Origin of the sequence: Fervidicella metallireducens AeB, assembly GCF_000601455.1 — a bacterium.
Lineage (GTDB): Bacteria > Bacillota > Clostridia > Clostridiales > Caloramatoraceae > Fervidicella > Fervidicella metallireducens.
The window spans coordinates 1-26,757 of the sequence record NZ_AZQP01000012.1 but is presented as its reverse complement, the minus strand read 5'-3'; the positions used below and the strand labels follow the sequence as shown (position 1 = coordinate 26,757).

Below are 26,757 nucleotides of genomic sequence, written 5' to 3'. Positions count from 1 at the left end.
ACAGATGACTGATAGGGAAGGTGATTCGTTAAACCTTTGCAATAAAAAGGCGAATCACATTGGTCCTACCAGTCATTTTTTATTTACTAATTAAATGTAAAATATTATAATATATTTATAAAATTGGAAAATCATATACCTTAATTTTCAACAAACTTCTATTTAAAGCAACCTGTAATGTCTATTTCTCGGGGAATATGTTAAAAATTATAAAAGGATAGGTGAATTTAATGAACAGGAGAATGGTAATCTACTCTTTTTTTATTTTACTTGTAGTTTTTGTCTCCCTTCTTTATTTTGATGGCTTTACAAATAAAATAGCTTTTTCTAATAATGAAAATACAATAGTTAAGCACAATAATCCATCACCTGTTAAAACAGAAGAAAAAATAGAAAAAAATGATAGTGGGTATTTAAAAGATGAGGAATCAGCTTATCTGGATAAAGTAACAATAGAGAGGGTTTTAGAACCAGGGGTTGTAGGTGATGACGTAAAAAAAGCTCAATTATTACTTAAGAAAAAGGGATATTACAATGGAGAAATAAACGGAGATTACAATGAAGATTTTGCACAAGTAGTAAAAAACTTTCAAAGGGACAATGGAATTTCAGAAACAGGAAAAATTGGTGAGATAACTTTAACCTTTTTAATAGAAAGTGTACAACCAGTAGATTACAAAGATGTAAATCTAGAAAGAGATTTATATCTTAATATGTCAGGAGATGATGTAAAAAAAGTGCAATGTATTTTAAATGAAGCAGGATACTATGAAGGAGAGATTACAGGAGTTTATGACGAAAGAACCAAAAAGGCTGTTATTGAGTTTCAAAGGGATAACAGCATAAGACAGACTGGAAACGTTGGAAAATTAACCAGGGATGCTCTTTTAAAAAAACAAATTGAAACAATAGCATACTAATGCATAACATAGCATACCATAGAAAATATGCATTAAATGCATAAACCCACCGAACCTTAATTTGTAATTATTCAAGGCTAATGATAATATATTTTATGCACATATTACATTTTATAACAGTAAGGGAGGCAGCGTATATGAAAAAGACGATTAAAGAATATATTTTAATTACATTAGGCATATTTTTAGTAGCAGCGGGTATTTATTACTTCCTTGTTCCAAGTAATTTGGCTGCAGGTGGAGTCAGCGGTTTGGCTATGGTAATAAATAAGTTTATACCTGCACTACCTGTTGGACTTTTAATGCTTGGAATGAATATTATTTTATTTATAGTTGCTTTTATTGTTATTGGCCCAAATTTTGGGGGTAAAACAATATATGCAAGTTTAGGATTATCTGGGGCAATATGGGTACTGGAAAAGGTTTATCCAATAGCAAAACCTTTAACTGATGATTTGTTTTTATCACTCTTATTCGGTATCTTAATATCTGGAGTTGGAATGGGAATAATATTTAATCAGAATGCTTCAACTGGTGGAACAGATATTATAGCCAAAATTATTAATAAGTTTTTCCACATAGATATTGGTAAGGCATTACTTATGTCAGATTTTCTCATTACATTACTTGCTGGTATTACTTTTGGATTTGAAGTTGGAATGTATGCCTTACTTGGAGTTATAATAAACGGAGTTATCATAGACAGTGTAATTGAAGGGTTAAGTATATGTAAAAAAGTAACTATAATCAGTGAAAAATCTGAAGAGATAACTAAGTTTATCATGGATGAGTTGGGAAGAGGAGTTACTATATACGATGCAAGGGGAGCCTATACTGGGGAAACTAAAGAGGTATTAGTAACTGTAATGAATAGAAAAGAGTTTATAAAGCTAAGGGAATTTATTAAGGAAATGGATAAAAGAGCTTTTATAACAGTAAGCAATATTCACGAAGTATTAGGAGAGGGTTTTAAAGATATAATTGAACCATAATTGATAATCAGCCATAATCTGAAGTTAATTGTATTCTTCAAAGATATGGGCTGATTATTTTATAACAACAATTTTGAATTTAAAAAAGTTTTTATTGTTGCACATAATATATGGAATAAAGGTATAACATAAAAATATTAAAATTTAATAATACAACTCTATTTTATAATGTGTTATAATTTATAAATGGTGGAATCTTCTGGCGTCTTGAGCTCACATCCGGATGGAGTGGGACTCGTTGGGGATAAAGGAGAGTTGATAATGAAAATAGGCTTTATTGGCGCCGGAAAGGTGGGATGTGCCTACGGACGCTATTTGAAGGAAAAAGGCTTAAATATTGTTGGCTTTAGCAGTAAAAACATAAAATCAGCTGAAGAAGCAGCTGATTTTACCAAAAGTTCAAGTTTATCTATTGATAGTTTATTATCAGAAAGTAATTATATATTTATCACAACCCCTGACGATGTCATATCTCAAGTCTGGAATCAATTAAAGTCCTTTAATTTAAAGGACAAGAAAATTTTTCATATGAGCGGCTCATTGTCCTCTGAGGTATTTGAGGGCATTGATGAATATGGCGCTTTAGGATATTCACTTCATCCTATTTTTCCTATTAGTGATAAAAGTGCATATAAGTATTTAGGATCAGCGGTCTTTACGATTGAAGGTAAAAAAGTTGAGAAGATTAAAGGATTTCTTTCTGCTGCCTCTATTAACTATTTCCAAATAGATAGTAAAGTCAAGGGCAAATATCATGCAGCAGCAGTTTTTGCTTCTAATTATGTTGTCTGTTTAGCAAAAATAGCAAAGGAGCTTCTTGCAGAATGCGGAATACCTGAAGTTTATGCTGAAAAGGCATTATATCCATTGATGTCAGGTGCAATTGAAAACATAAAGAAGGAGGGAATTGAAGCTGCTTTAACAGGACCTATAATAAGGGGAGATGTTGGAACAGTAGAAAAACATAAGGAAAACCTTGAAGAATACAATGAAATTTATTCAAGTCTAGGTAAGATAGCTGTATCCATAGCACTTAACAGGGGAAAAATAAATGATACCCAGGCAGAGATTTTGCTGAAAGTTTTAGGAGGAGACTATGAAAAAGACAGTACAAACATTTAAAGAAGCAAAACAAAATGGCAGGAAACTATCAATGCTGACAGCATACGACTATTCTACAGCAAAACTAATAGACGAGGCAGGGGTTGATGGAATTCTTGTTGGAGATTCACTAGGTATGGTGGTACTTGGATATGAAAATACCCTTCAGGTAACACTGGAAGATATTATTCATCACACCAGAGCAGTTGCAAGGGGCGCTAAGAACGCATTAATTGTTGCTGATATGCCATTTTTGTCATACCACATAAGTGTTGAAGAAACAGTTAGAAATGCTGGACGATTAATTCAGGAGGGAATGGCACAGTGTGTAAAGATAGAAGGAGGGACTGAAGTTGTAGAAAAGATTAAGGCTATAATAAATGCTCAGATTCCAGTTATGGGTCATTTAGGACTAACACCACAGTCAGTTAATGTGATGGGCGGTTTTAAGGTTCAGGGTAAGACAAAAGATCAAATAGAAAAACTTGTTGAAGATGCAAAGGCTATAGAAAAGGCAGGTGTTTTTGCAATAGTTTTAGAATGTGTTCCCACTGAAGTTGCCGAGGTTATCAGTCAAATAGTTTCAATCCCAACAATAGGGATAGGAGCGGGGAATAAATGTGATGGACAGATTCTTGTAACTCAGGATATGTTAGGAATGTATGGTGATTTTGTACCAAAGTTTGTTAAACAATACAGGCATTTAGGGAATGAATTTATAGAGGGAATAAGGGAATATATAAAAGATGTGGAAGACTTAAAATTTCCAAAGGAAGAACACTCTTTTAAAATCGATAAAAATATAATTGAAGAAATAAAAAAACTATACTAAATGGGGGATAAAGCTATGAAAATAATTAAATCAATAGCTCAAATGAAGGATGAAATAAAGGAAATAAAGAGTAAAAATTTAACTATAGGTTTTGTTCCTACGATGGGCTATTTGCATGATGGTCATAAGAGTCTTATTGAAAGGGCAAGAATTGAAAACGATGTTGTAGTTGTAAGTGTCTTTGTTAATCCAACCCAATTTGGACCCAATGAAGATTTTGAAAAGTATCCAAGGGATGAAAAAAGGGATGCAGACACATGTGCTGATTCAGGCTGTGATATTCTATTTATGCCAGAAACATCAGATATGTATCAGGGTAATTACAGTACATTTGTTGAAGTATTTGGGTTAACAGATAGGTTATGTGGAGCTTCAAGGCCTGGACATTTTAGAGGAGTTTGTACGGTAGTAACAAAATTATTTAACATTGTTAAGGCTGATAGGGCTTATTTTGGGCAAAAGGATGCTCAGCAGCTTGCAGTAATAAGACGAATGGTTATTGACTTAAATATGGATATAGAGGTAGTAGGATGTCCAATTGTCAGGGAAAATGATGGTCTTGCCTTAAGTTCAAGGAATACATACCTTTCTGACAATGAGAGAAAACAGGCAGTAGTTCTCTATCAGTCATTACAAAGGGCTAAGGAACTTATATCAGAAGGAGAATATGAGGTAAATACAATAAAAAACGAAATGTTTAGAATTATAAAAACTTCAGAATCTGCAAAGGTTGATTATATTGAGATTGTAGACAATATAAACTTGAAGCCAGTAGAGAGAATAAAGGGAGAAATCCTTATAGCGCTGGCTGTTAAAATAGGAAACACAAGACTAATTGATAATATGGTGGTGAAAATATGATGAATTTATTTATGTTAAAGTGCAAAATACATAGGGCAACAGTTACAGATGCCAACTTAAATTACGTAGGAAGTATAACAATTGATGAGGATTTAATGGATGCAGCTGGGCTTTTGGAAAATGAAAGAGTACAAATAGTAAATATAAATAATGGTGAAAGATTTGATACCTATGTAATTAAGGGGAAAAGAGGAAAGGGAGATATATGTTTAAATGGAGCAGCAGCAAGGCTGGCCCATAAAGGTGATAAGGTTATTATAATGGCTTATTGTATGGTAGATGAAGAAACTGCAAAAAACATCAAACCAATGGTTATTTTGGTTGATGAAAATAACAAAATGATAGAATATTTAAATGAAACCTGTGAAAAATAAACTTCACAGGTTACTTTTTTATAATCAGGAAATATAAAGAAAATTAATGCAACGTAATCAAAATTATATATGGTATACGTATATATAGGTGACGAAAATAATTATTAACAATAATATAAAAAATCATTAATATGTGCAAATAAGTATCATTTTATGTTATTATAGTTAAGTAAAAATCTTCGACAGAGAAAAATGTAGAAATTTTTGGAAAAAAGATATTTAAAAACATAATAAAAAAATATTTGCTTTATGTTATAATAAACCTTGAGGGTTTTATTACTTTTTGTCGATATAAGGGGATGTTCATATGATAAAATTTAGCAACGTTTCAAAGGTATATAAGAATAATCACATAGCATTGTCTAATGTATCAGTAACAATAAACAGAGGGGATTTTGTTTTCCTTGTAGGACCAAGTGGTGCAGGAAAATCAACCTTTATCAAACTTCTTTTAAGGGAGATTGAACCAACCAGCGGGGAAATAATAGTAAATAATGTTGATGTACAAAAATTAACCAGAAAGCAGATACCTATGTATAGAAGAAGTTTTGGTATAGTTTTCCAAGACTTCAGACTGCTTTCAGATAAAACAGTATATGAAAATATTGCCTTTGCAATGCAGATTGTTGAGGCAAGCAGCAGAGATATTAAAAAAAGAGTGAATCAAATGCTGTCCCTTGTTGGACTTTCAAATAAGGCTAATATGTACCCACATCAATTGTCTGGTGGTGAACAACAGAGGGTTGCATTGGCAAGAGCCCTTGCTAATAATCCAAAGCTTTTAATTTGTGATGAACCAACAGGTAACCTTGATCCTGAAACTGCATGGGGAATAATGGAATTGCTAAATGATATCAACTTAAGTGGGACCACAATATTAATGGCAACACATGCAAAGGATGTTGTTGATAAGATGAAAAAAAGAGTTATTGCCATTGAAAAAGGTGTAATTGTCAGAGATCAGCAAAGAGGTGTTTACGGTTATGAAGATTAAGACGTTTAAATATTTTTTTAAAGAGAGTATTTCAAACATTATTAAAAACAGGGTAATGAGCTTTGCATCAATAACAACTGTTGCTGCAGCTTTATTCGTCCTTGGTATTTTTATGTTATTGGTTGCTAATGTAAATAAAATGGTAACCAGTGTGGAAGATAAAGTTGAGATAAAGGCTTTTTTAAATGATGATGTTACAACTTTAAAACAAAATGAAATTGAAAGTGAGATAAAAAAAATACCAGCTGTTAAGAGTATAGTCTTTGAGTCAAAGGAAGATGCCTTAGAGAAATTTAAGAATCAGCTAGGGGAAAATAAAGATTTAGCAAATGGACTTGATTTAAAAAATCCTCTGCCAGCTTCCTTCATCATTAAAGTAGATAAGGTTGAAAATGTAGCTGATACATCAAACAAAATAGCCAAAATGGAAGGAATTTATAAAGTTAAAGACGGACGAGATATTCTGGATAAGGTTATCAGAGTAATTAATTTTATTAAAGCTTCCAGCCTGGCATTAATAGTGATTCTTGGTGCAGTAGGAATATTCCTGATTTCAAATACTATAAGACTTACTGTGTATGCTAGAAAAAAGGAAATTGGCATTATGAAATACATTGGAGCAACTGACTGGTTTATAAGATGGCCATTTTTATTTGAGGGGATGTTTTTAGGACTTTTTGGTGCAATAATTTCAATTCTGCTGCTGAAATTTGGATATAGCTATGTAGTTAAAGTTGTAGCAACAGATGTTGTAATATTTTCTTTAATTCCAGCAGAATATATTATTAACACTCTGGCATGGCAATTTAGTATTGTTGGAATTGTAATTGGAGGATTAGGAAGTTTAATATCCTTAAGAAGATTTTTAGTTCTCTAGGGGGGTGTGGAAATGCACAAAAGATTAATTTCTTTTTTTACAGCCTTTAGCATATTGGTTTCAGTTGTTACTATAGCAAATGCTGATACGGTGACTAAAAAGAAAGATGAGTTAAATGAAACAAAAAAGAATATAAGCAGAATTAAAAATAAAATTCACGAAGTTAAAGAGTTGAAACAAAATGTTGTTGAGGAAATAAACAGGCTTGAAAATAAAATAGATAAAGTTACAAATGAAATTGAAACCATAAATAATGACATAGGAAAGACAAAGGGGCTTATTACTACAACCAATAAAGAGCTTGAAGAAGCTATTAACGATTTTAATAACGAAAAAGAAGTATATGGTGAAAGACTAAAAACACTTTATATAAACGGTCCAACTGGATACCTTGATATATTGGCTGCTTCTGAAAGTTTTTCTGATTTTATTTCACGAGTTGAATTAGTGAAAAAAATAATTGAGTATGACAAAGGCCTTCTAAAGGAAATGAAGGAGAAACAGGAAAAAATCGAATATAAGAAGATGCAGTTGGAGAATCATAAACAATATTTAGTGAAATTGCAGAACAATTCCATTGAAAAAAAAGAAGAACTTGCTGATGCTAATGCTGAGAAAAAAGCATATTATCAAAAGTTAAGTAAAGATCAGGCTGCACTGGAAAAGGCATTAGATGATGAGCTTGCAGAATCAAAACGACTTGAAGCTGAGATTAAAAGACTAACACAAGGTAATAACCAAGGCTCCTTCTCTGGTTCTAAAACAGGAATTTTAAAGGTAAGTGATATTGGACACATGCCACCTGTAACTTCTCCATTTGGTATGAGATATCACCCTGTACTTCATAAATATAAGCTTCATACAGGTATAGATTTTGGAGTTAAAACAGGAACACCAATATATGCAATGTCTGATGGAGAAGTTATAATTTCAGGAAATTTGAAGGGTTATGGATATACAGTTGCAATTGCCCATGGAGGGGGAATAACTTCCTTATATGCCCATTGTTCAAAGCTTCTTGTATCAGTAGGACAAAAGGTTAAGAAGGGACAGCTTATTGCTAAATCAGGTAATACAGGATATTCAACTGGACCGCATCTTCATTTTGAAATAAGAAAAGATGGAACACCGGTAAACCCTGCTCCGTATGTAATTATAGGAAAATAAGTTAATCAGCACTTGTTAAAATATAGCAGGTGCTGATTTTTATATGGTTTATTTCTAACTTCTGAATAAAATAGAATATTTTGAAATACATTTATTAAAATGTTATAATAAGGGAGTACTTTTAATAAAATAAGTAAAGAAAAATAAAAGTAAAAAAGCGATTGAGGTGTAGAAAATGGCTGATAATGTTAGAGATACTGAACCTAAAAAAGAAAATAAGTCAAGGAAAATAAAACTGATAAATGCTGTTATTGCAATCATTCTGACGAATCTGTTTACAGCTTCTGTCTTGATATTCGCCCCTATTCCTTTTGTTGGGGGAAAGAAAATAGTCAGTAATGATGAATATGAATTTTTAAAACAGTTTAAGAAAATGATTTATGTAAAAGAAATTGTAAAAAGCCAATATGTTGATAAAATAGATGAAAATAAAATGGTTGACGGTGCACTTAAGGGCATGGTTGAAGGAATTGGAGACAGATATACAGTTTATATGGATCAACAGGAATTTGATGCATTAAAAACCCATACAGGGGGCTCCTATGCTGGCATAGGAATTTACATAGATGAAAAGGATGGTAAAATAGTTGTGGTTGCTCCAATTGAGGGTTCACCGGCAGAAAAAGCAGGAATAAAATCCGGTGACTTTATCATAAAGGTCAATGGGATAGATGTAACAGCTAAAGATATGGAAAAAGCGGTTTCAATGATGAAGGGTAAGGTTGGAACAAAGGTTAAGGTAACTATATACAGGGAAGGTAAGGGATTAAAGGATTATGAACTTACAAGGGCGAAGATAATTATTCCGTCAATAAAAAATGAAATGCTTAAGGATAAGATAGGATATATCAGAATTACAAATTTTGACGAAAATACAGCAGATTCCTTTATGAAGGCTTTAAATAAGCTGAAAGCTGAAGGTATGAATGGTCTTATTATCGATCTTCGAGATAATGGAGGAGGTTTATTAGACCAGGCCACAGATATAGCCGATGAACTTCTTGGAAAAGGAACTATAGTGTATACAATTGATAAAAATGGTGAAAGATTGGATTGGACTTCAGATGAAAATAAGCTCAACATGCCATTGGTTCTTCTTGTAAATGGTGGTACTGCTAGTGCATCAGAAATCTTATCTGGTGCTGTTAGGGATTTTAAAGCAGGCGTTTTAATTGGAACAAAGACCTTTGGTAAGGGGTTAGTTCAGACAGTTATCGACTTAAAAGATGGAACTGGAGTTAAGGTGACTACATCAAGATATTATACTCCATCTGGAGAGTGTATTCAGGGTAAAGGTATTACCCCAGATATAGTTCTAGAATTACCAACAAAAGATACAGATAGGGAGATAACTAAGGAAGAGGATATTCAGCTTAAAAAAGCAATTGAAGTTATTAAGCCAAAAAGATAGTTTAAAGGGACTTCGCATAGCGAGGTCCCTAAAAATAATTTGGAGGTTCTGCAATGAATATTTTAAAATTAATTTTCTTTGCAATTAGAAGCTATGGAGCATCGGTTACCTTTTTGCTAATGGATCCAGTAATGCTGATTATTCCTATAGTGGTATTTTCCAGATACAAGAATATTGAACGTGCTCAAAATGATATATATGGGAGTCACGTAAGGTATTCTCTAGGTAATCTCGTTAGTACATCAATTCTTTCAGGTATCTTGGCAGGACTCTTCTGTGCAATATTAACAACAACTTTAGGAATAACTTTTCAAAGCTCAAATGGGATTTTTTTTGTGATTCTGTTATCCTTGATTCTGATGTTAATTAACTCTAGATATATATGTTTATCATATTCAGGTGGCATATTAAGTGTTATTATCCTAGTAATATCAAGTCTGATTGAAAGAGGATTAATATCCGAGGGAAGTAGATTTGAACACTTCTTCAGTGAATATGTTTATTTTGATGTAACAAGTCTAATGGCAGTAATTGCGATATTTCACATTGTTGAGGCTATTCTTATGTGGTTTGATGGGCATAGGGGAGCGATTCCAGTATTTATGAAACATAAGGGAGAGGTTGTTGGGGCTTTCATTATGCAGAGATTTTGGGTTATACCTGTTTTGCTTTGTGTTTTATACTCTGGACCATCTATACCTGGGGAAACACTTCCAACACCTGATTGGTGGCCATTGATTAAGCCTGATGGGCTTGAGGCAATAGCTAAAGATGCTATATTTACAACCTTTACGGTTTTAGCAATTTTGGGCTACGGAGATTTTGCAATAACAATGCCAGTTAGAAAAAAAGTGAAAAGGTCAGCACTTGGGTTATTACAATTCAGCATATTGCTTTTGATATTTGCCTTTTTATCTGAAAAGTACTATGTATTTAAATATATTGCAGCCATATTTTCACCTTTAGGACATGAGACACTAATACTTCTAGAAAGATTTAGAGAGAAAAAAGGCAATGCATTATTTAGATATAGTGATGAAGGCATTATTGTATTAGATACAATTCCAGAAAAAGCAGCTGAAAAAATGGGCATTTCAAGTGGCGATATGATTCTTGAAATAAATAATACAAGGGTTAAAAGTATTGAAGATATTGATGAAATATTAAGTTTTTCTCCTTCCTTTGTATGGATTAAGGTTAAGGACAGCTCAGGAAATGAAAAGGTTCTTGAGTATAAGGATTACGAAAATGGAGTAAGGGCATTAGGATTTTTAACTGTTCCTAAAAACGATTTTGGGATTCAAGTTGTAGAGCCTTGATATATATTTGAGAGATAATTAAAAAGCCTTGTGAATTCTAATGTTTTCAACGTAAGGAATTTCACAAGGCTTTTCAATCCAAATTATTCAATAAAAACTGCTGAGTACCAGTTCTGCTCATCGGATGGATCATTTAATACATAAATAGGGAGATTGAATTTTCTCACCGTTGCAAAAACATCAATTCCCACACTATGAAAGGCAGGACGTGATTTGCGTGGGTTTATACAACTGGCACCTTTAAAACCTGCACATTCTTTACATAGTGCACAATCGCTTAAGGAGAATGCGAAATAATGTCCATTTAAAAATGCTTCTCTTTCTATTTCATAGGATATGTTCTGAGATTTTTTCTTATCCCTTGAATGAATAATTATTCCCCAGGAATATCTTTCAAATATCTTTTTATATTCATCAAGTTTCAGATTGTTTGGTCTGGATGGACATGTACAGCCCTTTCCCCAGTCCTGACATCCAAACATACACTTAAGGATTGTTCTAGGATCAAAAACAATATCTTCAACTTTAAAAACAACAGCATTATCTGCTCCAAGTTCTATGGCTTTTTTTAAGTAATATTCTTTTTCCATAACCCCACCCCATTTCAATATGTTACATAATATAATATACAAAATATGGAATAAAATCAAGCTGAGAATTGTTTAAAATATACAAATGTAGTATAATATTATTAAGGTGATGGGGTTCACCTTTAAGTGCTTTGTGCTGATGACTCCTGGATTGAAAGGAGTTTTTCTATTTTTTGATAAGGAGTGATAAAATGCAGAAAATATTATATGTAGGAATTGGAGGTTTTATTGGTGCTTCCTTAAGATATCTAATATCTTTATCTGCATCTAAATTATTTGGAACTCAGATGCCCTGCGGTACTTTAATTGTTAATATTTTAGGTGGTTTATTAATAGGCTTTATTATGGAGATTAGTTTATCAACAGATTTAATTTCCTCAAATTTGAGACTTTTTTTAACAACAGGGATTATGGGAGGACTTACAACTTTCTCCACTTTCAGTTATGAAACAATTACTTTTTTTAATGACGGAAGGTTTTTTTTAGGGACAGTAAATATCTGTTTAAATCTGTTTTTAAGCTTAAGTGCAGTTATATTAGGCAAATTTACAGCATCTAATATCATATAAGGTGGTGTTTTTATGAAAATTGAAGGTAAAGGAAAATTACTGAAAATATTTATTGGTGAATCAGATAAGTGGCATGGGGAAGCTCTATATCATGTTATTATAAAGAAGATAAAGGAACATGGCCTTGCAGGTGCAACTACAATAAGGGGAATTGAAGGTTTTGGTGCAAACAGCAGGATTCATACTAAAGCAATCGAAGTATTATCTCAGGACTTACCAATAGTTATAGAGGTAGTTGATAAAGAGGAAAGAATAAATGAAATAATAAAGGTTATTGAACCTATGATACTGAAGGGTTAATGGTTATAATGCATGACGTTGAAATAATTAAATATGCTAAGGGAAATAGGTAATTGAAAATGTTAATAAGTCAAACTAATTTGTAATTAAAAACCAGGTAAACACATAAAATAATATGTAACACTTTTTCCCAATGATACATATCTATATATTGAGAATGATAATCAATTAATTGGAGGATTGAAGATGGGAAAGAAAAAAAAGTTATCTAGCTTCAGCTAATACTTCAGCGGGTTTTGTTTCATATTTTGATTATGTGTTAAAGGATGCAAAAAGGGTATATATTATCAAAGGTGGACCTGGTTGTGGAAAATCAACCTTTATTAGAAGAGTAGGGAATGAGCTATTAGCAAATGATTTTGATGTAGACTTTATTTACTGTTCAGCAGATAAGGACTCACTTGATGGCATTTTTATTCATGAAATTGATGTTGCCATAGTTGATGGAACAGCACCTCATGTTATTGACCCTAAATACCAGGTGCAGTTGAAAGAATATTGGATTTCGGGCAGTATTGGGATATTGATTTATTAAGAAAAAATAAAGAACCTATAGTAAGAATAATAAAGGAAATATCTGATTGTTATAAGGTATATTTTGAATATCTGAAAAAAGGTAAATCAATACATGATCTATGGGAGAAGGAATATCTAAAGGGAATGGATTTTAATAAAGCAGATAAAATAACTCAGGAAATAATCTCAAAAACAATAGTTGGAAAACTGAACAAAGAAGGAAAAGAGGTTCATAGATTTTCAGGTGCTCTGACACCACAGGGACAGATATGTTTCTATGAGGAATTAACTGATGGAATTATCAATAGGTATGTAGTTAAGGGTAGACCTGGAACTGGTAAGTCAACAATGAATAAAAAAATAGCAAAGGCAGCCCTTGAAGCTGGTTTTGATGTAGAATATTATCATTGCGCCTTTGAACCAGCAAGTATCGATATGATAATAATACCTGAGCTTGATTTTGCAATTCTTGACGGAACAGCTCCACATGTATTTGACCCTGATGGTGATGATATATTGGTAGATATGTTCACTTGTATAGATACAAATATAGTGCATGAGGAAGATAATCCAATAAAACAGATTACAGAGGATTATGCTTCAGAGCTTAAAAAGGCAAAGGATGTATATAAAAAGATTAAGGATTTACATGATGAATTAGAGAAATATTATATTGCAGCTACAGATTTTAATGAAGTTAACGCTTTGAGAATCAGAATAGAAAACGAACTTAAAAATCTTAGATGATTTTCAACCCATAATATACTAGTTGATAGTATATTATGGGTTTTTATATTCGAATTGGATAAAAATTTTAATTGGAATGTTTAAAAATCTAACCTAGGGAAATAATTATAAAAAAATGGTAAGGGGTAATAATTATGAATAATGTATCTTTAGTTGGACGCCTTGTTAAGGATGCAGAAGTTTTAAGTTTTAAAAATAGTGATAAAATGGCTCTAAAGTTTACAATTGCAGTGGAAAGAACATACCGGAATGCAAAAGGAGAAAAGGGTGTTGATTTTATTCAGATTATATACTTTACTCAATTTGCAGACAAGTTAAGTAAGTATGTTATTAAGGGAAAACGTGTTGGGGTTATAGGGCGTCTTGCTGTTAATTCATATGTTGATGAAAATAATATTAAAAGGTATCAAACTAATGTTGTTGCAGATAATATACAATTTCTTGATAAAATTGAGAGGCAGGAGATTGTATGAAAGAGTAGGTTGTATATCGAAACTTTAAGATATACAACCTACTTTTAATTTTACTTTAACATTATATAATGTTTAAAAGAACTACTTAAAGTAAAAACTTTAAAATGAAATAAAAATTAATGTGGTTAAAGTAACTAGTTAAAGTTAGTTAATGTAGAATTTTGCCACAGCTTAAAGTATTATTTAAAGAAGAAAATAATTGCAAATGGTTAGTTGACTCACTTCTATAAAAAATATATAATCATAATATCGAACAAATGTTCCTGAGGTGATGGTATGGGTGAATTTAAAATAGTTTCAAAATTTAAACCAACTGGGGATCAGCCAGAGGCAATTGATAAGTTAGTTAAAGGTATACAAAGTGGAGATAGATGTCAGACACTTTTGGGAGTAACTGGTTCTGGAAAAACTTTCACAATGGCAAATATTATTGAAAGAGTACAAAAACCAACATTGGTTCTTGCACACAACAAAACCCTTGCTGCACAGCTATGCAGTGAGTTTAAGGAATTTTTTCCAGATAGTGCAGTAGAGTATTTTGTAAGTTACTATGATTATTATCAGCCGGAAGCATATGTACCCCATACAGATACATTTATTGAGAAGGATGCCTCAATTAATGATGAGATAGATAAACTAAGGCACTCTGCAACTTCAGCCTTGTTTGAAAGGCGTGATGTTATAATTGTTGCCAGTGTTTCCTGTATTTATGGTCTTGGAGATCCCTATGAATATAAGGAACTTGTACTGTCTTTAAGATGTGGTATGGAAAGGGACAGAGATGAAATATTAAGAAAGCTAGTGGATATACAGTATGTAAGAAATGATGTGAACTTCACAAGAGGAACATTCAGGGTTAGGGGAGATGTTATTGAGATTTTCCCCGCTAGTTCATCGGATAGAGCAATCAGAGTTGAAATGTTTGGAGATGAGATAGATAGAATAGTAGAAATAGATGTTTTGACAGGTGAAGTCCTTGCAAAACGAAATCATATTTCAATTTTCCCTGCATCACACTATGCTGCATCCAGGGAGAGAATAGAAAATGCAATAACAAAAATAGAAGCTGAACTTGAGGAAAGATATAAAGAATTAACAGAGGCAGGTAAACTCCTTGAGGCACAGCGATTAAAGCAAAGAACAAACTATGATATAGAAATGTTAAGGGAAGTTGGATATTGTACTGGAATAGAAAATTACTCAAGGCTCTTTGATGGCAGGAATCCTGGGGAGCCACCTTATACATTGATTGATTACTTTCCTGAGGATTTTTTAATGTTTATTGATGAATCCCATGTAACCCTTCCACAGGTAAGGGCAATGTATGGAGGCGATAAATCAAGAAAGGATAATCTGGTTGAATATGGATTCAGGCTGCCATCGGCATATGATAACAGGCCCCTGCAATTCCACGAATTTGAAAAGAAAATCAATCAGGTTATATTTGTAAGTGCAACACCTGGTGAATATGAGTTAGGGAAATCAACCCAGGTTGCAGAGCAGATTATAAGGCCTACGGGATTATTAGATCCTGAAATATCAGTAAGACCAGTAAAGGGTCAGATTGATGATATTTTTTCAGAAATTAAAAGAACTATAGAAAAGGGATTCAGGGTATTAATTACTACTTTAACTAAAAAAATGGCAGAAGACTTAACAAATTATCTTAAGGATTTAGACATTAAAGTAAGATATCTACATTCAGATATAGATACTATTGAACGTATGAAGATAATAAGGGATTTAAGGCTAGGTGTTTTTGATGTCTTAGTTGGCATTAATCTTTTAAGGGAAGGTTTAGATATTCCTGAGGTTGCATTAGTTGCAATTTTAGATGCTGATAAGGAAGGATTTTTACGTTCAGAAACATCACTGATACAGACAATTGGAAGGGCGGCAAGAAATGCTGAAAGCAAAGTAATAATGTATGCAGATAGAATAACAAGTTCTATGGAAAGGGCTATTAATGAAACTAACAGAAGAAGGAGAATACAGCAGGAATATAATAAAAAGCATGGAATAACCCCAATGACGATTATAAAGAACATACATGAAATTATTGAAGTAACTAAGGTTGCTGAAGAAAAGACAGAATATGTTGACACAGGTTTACAGATTGAAGAAATGATAAAGAAACTGGAGGAGGAGATGAAACAGGCGGCAGCAGAATTAGAATTCGAAAAAGCTGCACAATTAAGGGATAAAATACTGAAACTAAGGCAAGAATTTAAATAGCTTATAAGGGTTGACACTGTAATTTAAACGGGTAAGAAGATAATTCAGTGTCAACTTTACACAACAGAAATAACAAAAGAAAAGGTGATTTAAATGTCTAAGGATAAAATAATCATAAAGGGAGCTAGGGAACATAACCTTAAAAATATAGATGTAGAAATTCCAAGAAATAAATTTGTAGTCTTAACGGGTCTTTCAGGTTCTGGAAAATCCTCCCTTGCCTTTGACACCATATATGCTGAGGGACAGCGTAGATACGTTGAATCTTTATCAGCCTATGCAAGACAATTCTTAGGGCAAATGGACAAGCCAGATGTGGATTATATAGAAGGTTTATCTCCAGCAATATCAATCGATCAGAAGACAACAAGTAAAAATCCACGTTCAACAGTTGGAACTGTAACTGAGATATATGATTATCTCAGACTTTTATATGCAAGAGCAGGGATTCCACATTGTCCAAAATGTGGCAAGGAAATTAAACAGCAAAGTATTGACCAGATGGTTGACAAAATAAGGGAATTACCAGAAAGAACAAAGCTTCAGATACTTGCTCCAGTTGTCAGGGGAAGAAAGGGAGAACATGTTAAGCTTCTAGAAAACATTAAAAAGAATGGCTTTGTAAGGGTAAGAATTGACGGTGAGGTAATGGATATAAATGAAGATATCCGTCTTGATAAAAATAAGAAACATAATATAGAGGTTGTTGTTGATAGAATAGTGATAAAGGAAGGAATAGAATCAAGGCTAAGCGACTCTATTGAAGCTTCCCTTAAGCTTTCAGAAGGATTGGTTATAGCAGATTTAATGAATGGTGAAGAAATATTATTCAGTGATAAATTTGCTTGTCCTGATTGTAATATAAGTATTGGAGAACTCGCACCTAGGATGTTCTCCTTTAACAATCCCTTTGGAAAGTGCGAAGTCTGTGATGGTTTGGGGACTCAAATGGAAATTTCACCAGAACTTGTTATACCAGACAGGAGTCTTTCGATAAATCAAGGGGCGATAAGAACCTGGGGAAACCTGAGGGAGGATTCTTGGACAAATTCAATTTTACAAGGTCTATCGAAACATTATAAATTTAGTCTTGATGATGCTATAGAGAATTTACCTGAGGATATTGTAAATATATTGTTATATGGAAATAACGGAGAAAAGTTCAAGGTTGAATTTAACAGAGATTTTGGAAAAGGGGAAATGATGTATTCCTTTGAGGGGGTTATACCAAATCTTCAAAGAAGATACAGGGAAACTAATTCAGATTATATTAGAAATGAAATAGAAGGATATATGTCAATAAAGACGTGTCCAAAATGTAAAGGTGCAAGACTTAGGGAGGAAAGTTTAGCGGTTACAATTGGAGGTTTATCAATAAATAAGGTTTGTGATATGCCAATAAGAGAGGAATTGGAATTTTTTAACAATCTAAAATTAAGCGAAAAGGAAATGGCAATTGCAAAGCAGATTTTAAAAGAGATAAAATCAAGATTATCCTTTCTTGTTGATGTGGGACTTGATTATTTAACACTTTCAAGGGCAGCCTCGACTTTATCTGGCGGTGAGTCACAAAGAATAAGGCTTGCTACTCAGATAGGGTCAAGTCTTGTAGGTGTTCTTTATATCTTAGATGAGCCAAGTATTGGTCTTCATCAGAGGGATAATGACAAACTTCTAAAAACATTAAAGCATCTTAGAGATATTGGTAACACTTTGATAGTTGTTGAACATGATGAAGATACAATGCTTGAAGCAGACCATATTATAGATATTGGTCCTGGAGCAGGTTCACATGGAGGATATATTGTGGCACAGGGAACTCCTGAGGAGGTAGCTCTCACTGAGACTTCCTTAACAGGTCAATATCTTTCTGGAAAGAGAAAAATTGAAATCCCTTTAGAAAGAAGAAGTCCAAATGGCAATTTTATTGAAATAAAAGGAGCAAAGGAAAATAATCTAAAGGATGTAGATGTAAAGTTTCCCCTTGGTGTATTTACATGTGTTACAGGGGTTTCAGGCTCAGGAAAAAGTACATTGGTAAACGAGATTTTATATAAAGGTATTGCTAAAAAATTAAACGGCTCTAAAAACCAGCCTGGAGAACATAATGAAATATTAGGAATTGAATATATTGATAAGATAATAGATATAGATCAGTCTCCAATAGGAAGAACACCAAGGTCAAATCCAGCAACATACACAGGAGTTTTTGATTTAATAAGAGAAATCTTTTCCCAGACACCTGAAGCAAAAATGAGGGGTTATAAACCTGGCAGGTTTAGTTTTAACGTCAAGGGTGGCAGGTGTGAAGCCTGTGGAGGAGATGGAATAATAAAAATCGAGATGCAGTTTTTAGCAGATGTCTATATACCCTGTGAGGTTTGTAAGGGCAAGCGATACAACAGAGAAACCCTTGAGGTAAAATATAAGGGCAAAAGCATAGCTGATGTACTTGATATGACTGTAGAAGAGGCACTTGAATTCTTTGAAAATGTACCACGAATAAAAAATAAGCTTCAAACGCTACATGATGTAGGACTCTCATATGTTAAGCTTGGGCAGCCTTCTACACAGCTTTCAGGTGGAGAGGCACAGAGAGTTAAGCTTGCCACAGAGCTTTCAAGGAGAAGTACCGGTAAAACACTTTATATTTTAGATGAACCAACAACAGGACTTCATATGGAGGACGTCAGAAGATTAATTGAGATAATCCAGAGGCTTGCTGAAGGTGGAAATACAGTAGTTGTTATTGAACATAATCTTGATGTAATAAAGTGTGCAGACTATATTATTGACCTTGGCCCTGAAGGAGGAGACAGGGGTGGAACCATTTTAATTACAGGCACACCAGAGGAAGTTGCAAAATGTGAAAAATCATATACAGGGCATTATTTAAAGAAAGTATTAGGGTAGAGTTATCTGCTCTAATACTTTCTTTTTTGTCAGCAGCAGCAGGAACATTGTCTTATCCTTTCTTCCCACCAGCCAAAAGCGATATTGGCAATGATGTTTTCAGGTGCAGGGGAGGGCAGGAATATGGCAAAATTTCCGCCAGGTGGGATTATAAATTTACCATCTTCCTCTGAAACAATTGTAGTTTCTGGAGGTATAATTCTGTTAAAAACGTTGACTCCATTTACAGGAGTGCCGTTTATTATTTGTGCAGAAACTATTTTGCCTCTGGGACATGGAGCTGGATTCAATGTAGTATTTGTTGGTGAAACGCTGTTTGATGAATTACCTGAATCAGGAAGAGTAGAATTAAGCCAGATTTCTGCATTAAAGGGGAGTCTGGAATAGTTAGATATTGTAAATACGTTAACGAATATATTTACATTGGAGTTACTTGGATTAACTAAAGCTCCCCATGCATTTTTACAGCATCCAAAGTTTAAAAATCCTGTCTGTCCAACAAAATATCTGCCTTCAACTGATTGGTATAAAGAGTTTGGAATGTTTACTGTTCTATATATGCCCATATAATTTCCGTTTGACATAATAACACCTCTTTACACTTTTTACAGTTTATAATATGCGTATCAATAATTGTATGTGATGAATAGTTGGGCTATATGAAAAATATTAGAGATTATTGTAATTAGTATAAGATATAAGGAATTTTTACTTTAAAATTTGATACATTTGTCAAATTAGTTTATAATTTATCTTGATTACTAAATTTTGTAAGAAGGTGTTTTATGAGAAATGTATACAAAGTTGTTTTAATAATTTTAATTTTTTCAGTGATACCAGTCTTTTTATTGATAAATATTTTGAGTTTTGCTTTAACTGTTAAACCGCAAAAATCTGATTGTGTAATAGTTCTAGGTTGCAGGGTTTATGGCACTGTTCCTAGTCCTTTTTTAAAGTGCAGGGTCGATGAAGGTTATAGGATGCTTAAAGAAGGCTATGGAAAATATATAATAGTATCTGGAGGCAAAGGTAAAGGTGAGGACATATCAGAGGCCCTGGCAATGAAAAACTATCTTATATCAAAGGGAGTAAAGGAAGATAGAATTATTGTTGAGGATAAATCAACGTCAACCTATGAAAATCTTTTTAATTCCAAGAGAATTATGAATGAAAAAGGCTTTAATAGTGCTGTTATTGTTTCTAATAGTTTTCACTTAAAACGTTCATCCCTAATAGCAGAGAAAGTTGGGATAAATGGAAGTTATTCAGGGGTATTTGTAAGGGAACATGTTTTTGATGAAGTAAAAAGTTTTTTAAGAGAGATGCTTGCACTAATAAAATTTTATGTTTTAGGGTAAGTTTGTACAATAATTGGAGCCATATCACTTATAACATATGTGATATGGTTTTCTTCTTTAATTAATTTGGTTAAATTGTAAAATAATATTAAAATATGATAAAATTAACATGTTAGAAAAATTTTAAATAATCAATTTCAATTGGAGATTAAAAGGGGGGATTAAATTGAATGAGATTGATTTGTTTATAAATCTTTTAGATAATGATGGAGCAAATTTCTTACTTCAAAAGTTTAAAGATAACGTAAAGTCCGATAATTTAAGTCTTAAAAGAATAAAGTTGAAAAAAATATTTAAGAATGTATCAAATAAAGCCAAGGGAAAAAGAACAAACACAAATCCTTTCCATTTCGCAATAAGCTGCTTTAAGAACGAAGCTTATGAGAAGTTCAGCAGGAATGAGTTACTTGAGACACTGAGAAGTGATTTACAAGGGGTTATTCCTAATTATGTAAAGTTTGCAAATGTATTATATTTTTACAATGATATTGTAGTGGAAAATATGGAAAAAATCATTGAAAACTATAATAATAATGTTAATTTATTTAAGGACATAGGTGAATTTAAAACAATTGATGAAGTAGAAAAATTTTTATTAAATGATAAGATGTGCAAATTACATATTAAAGATGTTGCTATTAAAAAGATAAAAGATGATATGGATACCAGTCAAAAAATAAAATATGATATTATTGAACCAATAATAAAAGATTGGGATCTTGTTACATTTCAGAATAAACTCTATGAGGAATCACAAAAAATCCAACTTATTTAATACAGTTGGCTTTTTTAACCACGCACAAGAATAAAGAAGAAATAGAAAATGGTATAGCTTTGAATATGCTGGAAAATTATTATGATTATAAATTAAAGTTTTTTAATGAAGAGTATAAAAAAGATATAGATGAATTAAAGAAAAAAATAGATTCGAGTGAAAAAACGATTCAAGATCTGAAAAATGAAAACGAAAAACTTTTGAAACAAAATAAACAATGTAAAAAAGAATTAGGTACACTTGAAAATTCAATAGAGGTATTGAAAAGTAAATTAAAAGGATATGAAGAAAAAACAAAAAAAGATAAAAATAGTGAAGGGGATAATAAAGAGAATTTGAGTGAAATTAAGCTTAAAAATGAAGAACTTGAAAAACAGTTAAAGGAAGCAAAAACTATGTGTAAATTTTTAGAAAAAGAAATTGTTCAGTTGCAACTAGAGAGGGATGAATTAGGTAAGAATTTAAACTATATAAATGCATATTTTGAGTATGCATCATCTAGTATAGAAGAAAATAAAAACTATTTATTTGCATTAGTAATCAATATGGATGCAAAAATATGCAGTTATTTATTTCCAGAGATTTTATTTATTGATTCAAATAAATTAGAGGAGGAACTTTTAAGTTGTAGTTTAAATAATATAAACAAAATATATATCCAGAGAAACAATCTTTCAACTTTAAAAATTAACTTAATAAAGGAATTTGCAAAGAAAAAAAGATTAAAAGCCAAGATAATTATGCCTCGTAATGAAAAAGAGCTAATAGAAGAGATTATTAAAATTAAATACATGGAGGGGTAGTTATGCAGATAACATCCAATGAAAAAAAAGACTTATCAAACTGCTATATGCTAGGTACATTAGCAATAGATTCAACAAGTTTTCCAGGGATAGGAGAAAGTAATGAAGCCATTACTGTAATGAAAAACAGTACAAACATAGTATTCTATATAAAACCATTGAGCGATGAACCAGTACCTATATCAGATTATATAAATCCATATATACCGTCTGAACCACTTTATATTGGAATCGATTCACATCAAAATCAAGCAGTTTTTCCTATTGAATATAAGTTTATAGTTGATACACGTAAGAAAGCTGAAATTCTAAGTAAAAAAATAAAAAATAAAATAATTTTATTCAGACCACAGATTAATTTTAAAGAAGGAAATACAGTTCCATTTAAAAACATTGAAATAATAACAATAGAAGATGATATAGAATTTAAGTCAGATATAGAGTTTAGATCAATACCAAAGGTTAATATAGAGAATGAAATCTTTGAACAAAAACTTCTAAATGGAAATGATATTTTATTAGAAGACTATAATCATTGTATGTTGCCTCCCGAATATATATTGTGTGGTGAGTATTTATATTCTAATTTTAGATCATGGAATAAGCATTCTGTAAATAAAAATATCTGGTCATGTAGTAAAGAGCAAGATAAAATAAAAAGAATAAAATTTACACTTAATAGTAATGAAACAAAAAATAAAATAGTTTGCGGAACAGATAATCTAATATTTATGGAGAATGAATTTCTCGAGAAAGTTATAAATGCAAGGTTTGATGACTTTGGTGAATATATAATAGTACCATCACATAAAACTGAGGATAGAGTTATAGATATTGAAGAAGCTTGCAATGATGAGATTAAATTTTTGAAGGATATAAAAGATTATACGATCAAAACTCAACTATGTTACTCAATAAAGGATTTGGTCAATTTTCATGTTAGTATAAAAACAAATCCATTAACTATTGTGGCTGGAATGAGTGGGACAGGGAAAACACAACTAGCTATGGCTTATGCAAGGGTTTTAGGCTTATCTGATGAGGATGGCAATTTTTTATTTATACCTATAAGTCCATCCTATACAGAACCAGAAGATTTATTAGGTTATCTTAATACAACAAATGGTTTATACATTTCTTCAGAAACAGGTTTAGTAGATTTTCTTATTAAGGCAGAAAAAAATCCAGATAAAATGTTCATGGTAATTTTTGATGAAATGAACCTATCTCAGGTAGAACATTGGTTTGCTCCTTTTATTTCATTATTAGAATTGCATCCAGAGGAAAGACGTTTAAAATTATATAGTAAAAATTCTGTATGCCATAACTCTGAAAAATTTAAACAATCAATAAAAATAGGTAATAATATTAAATTTATAGGTACTGTAAATCTCGATGAAACAACAAAAGATTTTTCAGACAGACTGCTTGATAGAGCCAATATTGTAACACTAAAAAAACAAACATTTGCATCACATAAGAACGAACAGGAAAAAAGAGTTGATACATATAAGAGTAGTTTTTATAGCTATGAGTTATATTCCAAATGGATAAAGAAGAAGGACGATATTGCTTCGATTTTTACAGATGAAGAAGTTAAATTTTTAGATGAATTACACGAAATAATTCAAAAATATGACGAACAAAAGGGAGTGTCTTTCAGAATATTTGAGAAAATCGCAAATTATTTAATAAATATACCTGAGGATCCTAATGGAATTTATAGTATTTCAAGAAAAGATGCCTTTGACATTCAAATTAAACAGCGTCTACTTACAAAAATAAGAGGAACAGAAAGACAATTTGGAGGATTAATTGGTGTTAAGAGAGAAAATTCAGGTATCCCATATAATAGTGAATTATATAATTTCTTTGATAACGAAATAGCTCAAAATATAAGTCATTTCGAATCAACAAAAAGAGAAATCATCAGAAAATCAAAGGAGTTAAGCTTATATGGGTATGCAAATTAAATTAGTTTTAAATTATAAAATTTTTGTTAATGGAAAATTTATAGATACTGAAATTGGTGAGAATATTGTGACAATTAATAAGGAATTATTTCCTAATGGAGATTTGGGAGAGGAAATTTTTAGTTTTTCTGAATATACAAGAACAGAGATGAAGTTTTTTTGTAGTGATATACAAGCGAAAGTAGAAATAGAAACGTATGAAAGTGAGGATATGGTAACTTTAATTCCACAACAAGAGATATTACTATCACCGGGCGGAGAAAAAGAAAATATGCTTGTTCCAGGATTTTATCAAATTTTAATACAAACATCGGAGTGTACATTTAAGGGATTTTATAAGGTGTTACCTTCGTCAATGGATTGGGAAAGGCTTTTAAATATGAGGAATTATTTAGAAAAGACTGTAAAAGGATTATCCTATAATATTTATATTCAAAGAAGTGGTAATCATGAAAAAAATTTCGAACATAACATATTCTTTTTTGAATTATATAAATATCTTAATAAAAATGCAGATATTCTATTAAATAATATAAGGGCTATCATAGACAATCCAATAACAGATATATTTAAAGAATATAAAATAAAATCATATACAAAGTCAAACAGTAGTAAAAGTCAAAGATGGTTGAATTCCAAGGGGTATAAATATAACAGTAACGTATATAATCCAAGTATGCATTATGAAAAACATAGCAGTATCAGCCTAGACACAAGAGAAAATAAGGTTATAAAAAAAATACTGGATTATTTTTACAAGATATTACTAGAAATATTAGATAACTATAATAAAATTAAAAAGGAACTATTGGAGAGAAGAATGAATTTAAATGAACAAATAAAAGAAACAGAAAGACATTTTGAAAAGATAAAAAGTATACCATCAACAAAAAAAGCTCAGAAGGAGACAGAACTTACGATAAAAAGACTAAATGAAGAGAGTGAAGAATATTTTAAAAACATAAATATTATTGATAATTATTTAAATGAGATAAATAAGATTAAGAATTTTATTGTTCAATACAAAGAAGAAACATGGCTTAATGAAATTGATCCCAATATTGTAATTAAGCCAACCACTAGGCTTATGAAAAACAGACATTATAATGAAGTTTACGAGATTTATTGTAAACAGGAGGCTATGCTGGCACAAGGTAAAGTAAGTAATGCCTTCCCAGTTAAAAACACATCAAAGTTATTTGAAATATATAGCTGTTTATTAGTAAAGAAAATATTAGAGGAAATGGATTTTCAATGGACTGATGGTTGGTTAAAAAATATTGATGATATTATGGCATATAATGGAGATTTAGTGTCGGGTGAAAAAATTATTCTGAAAAAAGATAAATTTACAATTGAGTTGATATATGATAATGAACTAAATAAAATCAAAGATGTGAAAAATACAAGAATTAGTCAAGTAGTATCTGTAAACTCTAAAAGTAGAAGACCGGATATTATACTAAACTTGTATAAAGAGAACAAATATAAAGGTAGTGCAATAGTAGAAGTAAAATATAGGAAAAAACACTATATATACAATAATCATGAGGATACAGATGTTATCTACCAACTAAGAGATTACAGCTCTTTAAGATACTATGATGGTGAAAAGAATAAACTGGATACAACAAGCTCTGTTGGTAAAATAATTGTTGTTTATCCTAAACAAAATGGAGCATGTAAATTTAAAGATAATGTATCTGATTTTGCTTTTGTTCAAATTGAAGCAACAGACTTAACAAAAGAGAAACCGTATGGATATGAGGAGGTTAAAGAGGAAATTTGTGAATTTCTTACTATGTACGATGCTATATAAGATATTTAGCTATATCCATTTTAACATAAGTAATTATTATGTTAATTAATGGTATTTTTCAAATCGCATTAAATTTTTTAAAGTGCATACCATAATTAAAACAGAAACCATTAGGGAGTGAGGTTATGCACAAAAACAGAGGGCTGTTTTATGATTACGGGAAAAATAATCTGTACGACAGCTGGGAATTAGTTAGACTCTATGGTTTATATGATGACGATAAACCGACAGTTGAACCAGAGGGTAATCTTTATAAAGAAATAGAAATTACTCCCTGGGAAGGAAGAATGACAAGAATAAATACTGAAGAATAAAAGCTGGCAGCCATATCACATATAACATATGTGGTATGGCTGTTGTCGTATAGGTAACTTTTTTAAAACATTAAATAAGGATAAGGTTTTTTGGAAAATTTACAAAATACTGAAAAATTTTCTAAATGTATTGAATTAAATAGTGACTTGTAGTACTATGTATATATCGGATAACGATATAACGCAAATTGAAATAACGGAAGGTGATATAATGGCAGAGGCTAAGATGAATATTGTTTTGACAGAGGCTGTATATTACATTCTTCTGTCACTTTTCAAACCAATGCATGGTTATGGGATAATGCAGAATGTTATGGAATTAAGTGGGGGAAGAGTTAACCTTGCAGCTGGAACACTTTATGGCGCTTTAAATACACTTTTAGAAAAGGGTTTTATAACTGCACTCCCTGGTGAAGCCAATTCTCGAAAAAAGGAATATTTGATTACTGAAAAAGGAAAGACAGTTGTAAAAATGGAAATTGAAAGACTTCGTGAACTACTCAAAAATGGTGAGAAAATTTTGG

General features: G+C 31.6%; 27 protein-coding genes and 1 riboswitch. Of the genes, 25 read left to right on the top strand and 2 right to left on the bottom strand.

The features are described 5' to 3' along the window. Positions 1–230: 230 nt before the first annotated feature. From Q428_RS05350 to Q428_RS05300, 11 genes are all read left to right on the top strand, one after another. Entirely contained in the window at positions 231–920 is a 690-nt protein-coding gene (locus tag Q428_RS05350; protein ID WP_035378896.1) for a peptidoglycan-binding domain-containing protein, read from the top strand. Between the two features lie 95 nt (positions 921–1,015). After that, a complete protein-coding gene (locus Q428_RS05345) occupies positions 1,016–1,912 on the top strand; it encodes a YitT family protein (RefSeq protein WP_035378894.1) in 897 nt (298 codons plus the stop codon). Between the two features lie 261 nt (positions 1,913–2,173). Continuing rightward, the gene (locus Q428_RS05340) at positions 2,174–3,034 is read left to right on the top strand and encodes a Rossmann-like and DUF2520 domain-containing protein (RefSeq protein WP_035378892.1); all 861 of its coding nucleotides are present in this window, start codon (positions 2,174–2,176) and stop codon (positions 3,032–3,034) included. Beyond that, the gene (gene panB, locus Q428_RS05335) at positions 3,009–3,845 is read left to right on the top strand and encodes a 3-methyl-2-oxobutanoate hydroxymethyltransferase (RefSeq protein WP_035378890.1); all 837 of its coding nucleotides are present in this window, start codon (positions 3,009–3,011) and stop codon (positions 3,843–3,845) included. Before Q428_RS05340 ends, panB begins: the two co-directional genes overlap by 26 nt. A gap of 15 nt (positions 3,846–3,860) precedes the next feature. Next, positions 3,861–4,706, top strand: coding sequence for a pantoate--beta-alanine ligase (panC, locus tag Q428_RS05330; RefSeq protein ID WP_035378888.1), 846 nt, complete (start codon positions 3,861–3,863; stop codon positions 4,704–4,706). Beyond that, complete coding sequence (gene panD, locus Q428_RS05325) at positions 4,706–5,080, top strand: aspartate 1-decarboxylase (protein ID WP_035378982.1); 375 nt, start codon at positions 4,706–4,708, stop codon at positions 5,078–5,080. The genes panC and panD overlap by 1 nt, the downstream gene beginning before the upstream one ends. 307 nt (positions 5,081–5,387) lie before the next feature. Further along, on the top strand, positions 5,388–6,074 hold the full coding sequence (ftsE, locus tag Q428_RS05320) for a cell division ATP-binding protein FtsE (RefSeq protein ID WP_035378886.1): 687 nt from the start codon (positions 5,388–5,390) through the stop codon (positions 6,072–6,074). Next, a complete protein-coding gene (gene ftsX / locus Q428_RS05315; protein ID WP_035378884.1) occupies positions 6,064–6,951 on the top strand; it encodes a permease-like cell division protein FtsX in 888 nt (295 codons plus the stop codon). The genes ftsE and ftsX overlap by 11 nt, the downstream gene beginning before the upstream one ends. A gap of 12 nt (positions 6,952–6,963) precedes the next feature. Further along, positions 6,964–8,118: a murein hydrolase activator EnvC family protein gene (locus Q428_RS15925; RefSeq protein ID WP_051514967.1), complete on the top strand. Its 1,155-nt coding sequence runs from the start codon at positions 6,964–6,966 to the stop codon at positions 8,116–8,118. Positions 8,119–8,293: 175 nt separating this feature from the next. Next, positions 8,294–9,529, top strand: coding sequence for a S41 family peptidase (locus tag Q428_RS05305; protein WP_051514966.1), 1,236 nt, complete (start codon positions 8,294–8,296; stop codon positions 9,527–9,529). Between the two features lie 53 nt (positions 9,530–9,582). After that, positions 9,583–10,848: a PDZ domain-containing protein gene (locus Q428_RS05300; protein ID WP_035378883.1), complete on the top strand. Its 1,266-nt coding sequence runs from the start codon at positions 9,583–9,585 to the stop codon at positions 10,846–10,848. Between the two features lie 83 nt (positions 10,849–10,931). Here Q428_RS05300 and Q428_RS14405 read toward each other — a convergent pair whose 3' ends face one another. Then, positions 10,932–11,438 (bottom strand): DUF2284 domain-containing protein, encoded by a 507-nt coding sequence (locus Q428_RS14405; protein WP_051514962.1) that lies wholly within the window; start codon positions 11,436–11,438, stop codon positions 10,932–10,934. Between the two features lie 96 nt (positions 11,439–11,534). Continuing rightward, a riboswitch (Fluoride riboswitch) is annotated at positions 11,535–11,594 on the top strand. A gap of 35 nt (positions 11,595–11,629) precedes the next feature. Here Q428_RS14405 and crcB point away from each other — a divergent pair. The 7 genes from crcB (at position 11,630) to uvrA (ending at position 19,191) form a co-directional block, all read left to right on the top strand. After that, positions 11,630–12,007: a fluoride efflux transporter CrcB gene (crcB, locus tag Q428_RS05290; RefSeq protein WP_035378881.1), complete on the top strand. Its 378-nt coding sequence runs from the start codon at positions 11,630–11,632 to the stop codon at positions 12,005–12,007. Between the two features lie 12 nt (positions 12,008–12,019). Then, complete coding sequence (locus Q428_RS05285; protein ID WP_242847778.1) at positions 12,020–12,307, top strand: DUF190 domain-containing protein; 288 nt, start codon at positions 12,020–12,022, stop codon at positions 12,305–12,307. A gap of 256 nt (positions 12,308–12,563) precedes the next feature. Continuing rightward, the gene (locus Q428_RS14400) at positions 12,564–12,842 is read left to right on the top strand and encodes a P-loop domain-containing protein (RefSeq protein ID WP_051514960.1); all 279 of its coding nucleotides are present in this window, start codon (positions 12,564–12,566) and stop codon (positions 12,840–12,842) included. Further along, positions 12,806–13,570: a hypothetical protein gene (locus Q428_RS05280; protein ID WP_051514959.1), complete on the top strand. Its 765-nt coding sequence runs from the start codon at positions 12,806–12,808 to the stop codon at positions 13,568–13,570. Before Q428_RS14400 ends, Q428_RS05280 begins: the two co-directional genes overlap by 37 nt. Positions 13,571–13,704: 134 nt before the next feature. Next, positions 13,705–14,043, top strand: coding sequence for a single-stranded DNA-binding protein (locus Q428_RS05275; RefSeq protein ID WP_035378879.1), 339 nt, complete (start codon positions 13,705–13,707; stop codon positions 14,041–14,043). Positions 14,044–14,319: 276 nt separating this feature from the next. After that, positions 14,320–16,278, top strand: a complete 1,959-nt coding sequence (uvrB, locus tag Q428_RS05270) for an excinuclease ABC subunit UvrB (protein ID WP_035378877.1) — start codon at positions 14,320–14,322, stop codon at positions 16,276–16,278. A gap of 93 nt (positions 16,279–16,371) precedes the next feature. Beyond that, positions 16,372–19,191: an excinuclease ABC subunit UvrA gene (gene uvrA / locus Q428_RS05265; protein ID WP_035378875.1), complete on the top strand. Its 2,820-nt coding sequence runs from the start codon at positions 16,372–16,374 to the stop codon at positions 19,189–19,191. A gap of 29 nt (positions 19,192–19,220) precedes the next feature. Here uvrA and Q428_RS05260 read toward each other — a convergent pair whose 3' ends face one another. Beyond that, positions 19,221–19,775, bottom strand: coding sequence for a DUF6143 family protein (locus Q428_RS05260; RefSeq protein WP_152539067.1), 555 nt, complete (start codon positions 19,773–19,775; stop codon positions 19,221–19,223). A 201-nt stretch (positions 19,776–19,976) separates the two neighbouring features. On the opposite strand from Q428_RS05260, the gene Q428_RS05255 reads away from it, so the two are divergent. From Q428_RS05255 to Q428_RS05225, 7 genes are all read left to right on the top strand, one after another. Further along, positions 19,977–20,549, top strand: a complete 573-nt coding sequence (locus Q428_RS05255; RefSeq protein WP_035378873.1) for a YdcF family protein — start codon at positions 19,977–19,979, stop codon at positions 20,547–20,549. A 166-nt stretch (positions 20,550–20,715) separates the two neighbouring features. Further along, positions 20,716–21,324 carry a hypothetical protein gene (locus Q428_RS05250; RefSeq protein ID WP_035378871.1) on the top strand — a complete coding sequence of 203 codons (609 nt, stop codon included), beginning with the start codon at positions 20,716–20,718 and terminating at the stop codon, positions 21,322–21,324. Positions 21,325–21,329: 5 nt separating this feature from the next. Further along, entirely contained in the window at positions 21,330–22,127 is a 798-nt protein-coding gene (locus Q428_RS05245; protein ID WP_035378870.1) for a hypothetical protein, read from the top strand. A gap of 2 nt (positions 22,128–22,129) precedes the next feature. Further along, the gene (locus Q428_RS05240) at positions 22,130–24,100 is read left to right on the top strand and encodes an McrB family protein (protein WP_035378869.1); all 1,971 of its coding nucleotides are present in this window, start codon (positions 22,130–22,132) and stop codon (positions 24,098–24,100) included. Beyond that, positions 24,090–25,919 carry a DUF2357 domain-containing protein gene (locus tag Q428_RS05235; RefSeq protein ID WP_161633595.1) on the top strand — a complete coding sequence of 610 codons (1,830 nt, stop codon included), beginning with the start codon at positions 24,090–24,092 and terminating at the stop codon, positions 25,917–25,919. Before Q428_RS05240 ends, Q428_RS05235 begins: the two co-directional genes overlap by 11 nt. Before the next feature lie 125 nt (positions 25,920–26,044). After that, positions 26,045–26,233 carry a hypothetical protein gene (locus Q428_RS05230; protein WP_035378866.1) on the top strand — a complete coding sequence of 63 codons (189 nt, stop codon included), beginning with the start codon at positions 26,045–26,047 and terminating at the stop codon, positions 26,231–26,233. A gap of 211 nt (positions 26,234–26,444) precedes the next feature. Further along, on the top strand, positions 26,445–26,757 hold a 313-nt coding region (locus Q428_RS05225), incomplete at its 3' end, for a PadR family transcriptional regulator (protein WP_035378864.1).